Source organism: Roseateles sp. P5_E11 (genome assembly GCF_054049355.1).
Window position 1 is genome coordinate 1 of the sequence record NZ_JBFUMO010000959.1, and the last position, 1,415, is coordinate 1,415.

The 1,415-nt window shown below is 60.8% G+C and carries 2 protein-coding genes; both read right to left on the minus strand.

Going from position 1 to position 1,415, the window contains the following annotated elements:
- Positions 1-1,133 (minus strand): hypothetical protein (locus ACXJKR_RS32480; RefSeq protein ID WP_457326366.1); only part of this gene is annotated, 1,133 nt, incomplete at its 3' end.
- A 45-nt stretch (positions 1,134-1,178) separates the two neighbouring features.
- Positions 1,179-1,415 (minus strand): hypothetical protein (locus ACXJKR_RS32485; RefSeq protein WP_457326367.1); only part of this gene is annotated, 237 nt, incomplete at its 5' end.

Below are 1,415 nucleotides of genomic sequence, written 5' to 3' on the forward strand. Positions count from 1 at the left end.
GCGCAGTACTCGCCCAGACGTCGGTTCAACTCAGCCAACCTGGTTGGCTTGTTGCTGCACACCAGCGAGTAGATTTCGCTGAGCTTGTCGTGATGCAGCGTGACGGCGTTTGGAAGCCGAAACGCAGGCACGAACTGGTTGACGGCCAGAACGGCGACCACGGCAGCAAAGATCCGCTGTTCAATCTGACGTTGCCTCAGAAGTGCGCCCACGACAGGATCCGCATACGGATTGAAATCGTCGGCCCGCTCGCCATCGAATTCGATCTGTCCATTGCCGTACCCTTTGTTGCGCAGGAGCAGGGCTTTGACGAAGTTGCGCTTGCCGCGCTCCAACCCGCGGAGCACCGGGTTCCAGATCTTGTTGTCTACCTTGTAGAGCATGGCGTAAATCGACGGGCAAAAGATGATGCCGTCGTTCTTCCGCATCGCGTGGACATCATGTCCCACGCGCAACCTATCGATCTGCGCTGCAAACTCGACCATCGCATCGATGTGCGCGTCGATCCATGGTGAAGGCTCAATACCCTTGGCGTTCGCAAAGCTGAACCCGTACACCCTCAGCACCTCCGCCATGGGAAGCGTGCAGTTGTGCATCTGTGGGACAAACGGCAGAACCCCTTCATCCCGCGAGACAGGAGGGTGCGCCTTCATCAGCTCGACCAACGCGCCGAAAGTCTCGTCGAATGCCGCGGTGCGCTCGGCCAGCGCTAGAAGGTGTCCATAGACGGCTTCGTTCGTCAGCCCAGCCATGGACACCGCGCCCTCGAAGTTCCTCTTGGTGATGTGCAGCGGTCGTACCTGAAATCCGCCTAGTCGCGCTTCCACCTCGGCCGCCGTCTTGTCGGTGCTCCAGACGATCGTCGGGAGGCCACGGACGTCGGCATGGTCTTCATTGAGCAGATCCGCCCTGATCATTCGCACGCACAAGGCCGCGCCTGCCATCTTGGATGCGACTAGTTGCGACCTTTCCAGACCCGTCTCCAGCATGTCGTGCGGGAACGCCACGAGCGTTTCCAAGATTGCCAGGTAGTCGGGAAACAGCGCCAGTGAGAATCCCTGGAAGAGGGTCTGGCCGATGTTGCCGACGTCCGTCGGCATGGCGATGATGTGCTGGATGGCGCTGGTGCTCACACCCCGATTCTGCTGGCGATACCGAAGAGGCGCGTCGGCACTCCATCAGCGGCTGACGCCCCGGTCCTCCTGACCGACACCCGGTGTGAGGGGCGATTCCAGGCCTTGGGACCGCAGCATCCCGCGAACGTATCCCGAGACAGCCTTAGCCAGTCGTTCGTCCGTCGGCGCGCCCGAAAACTTGAGCGCACTCGCTATGCGCTCCCATGCCTCGAGTCCTTCCCGACTGAACGGATTCACGAGGGGGCTCATCTCACTGGGCTTCGAGTCGAGCATCAGACG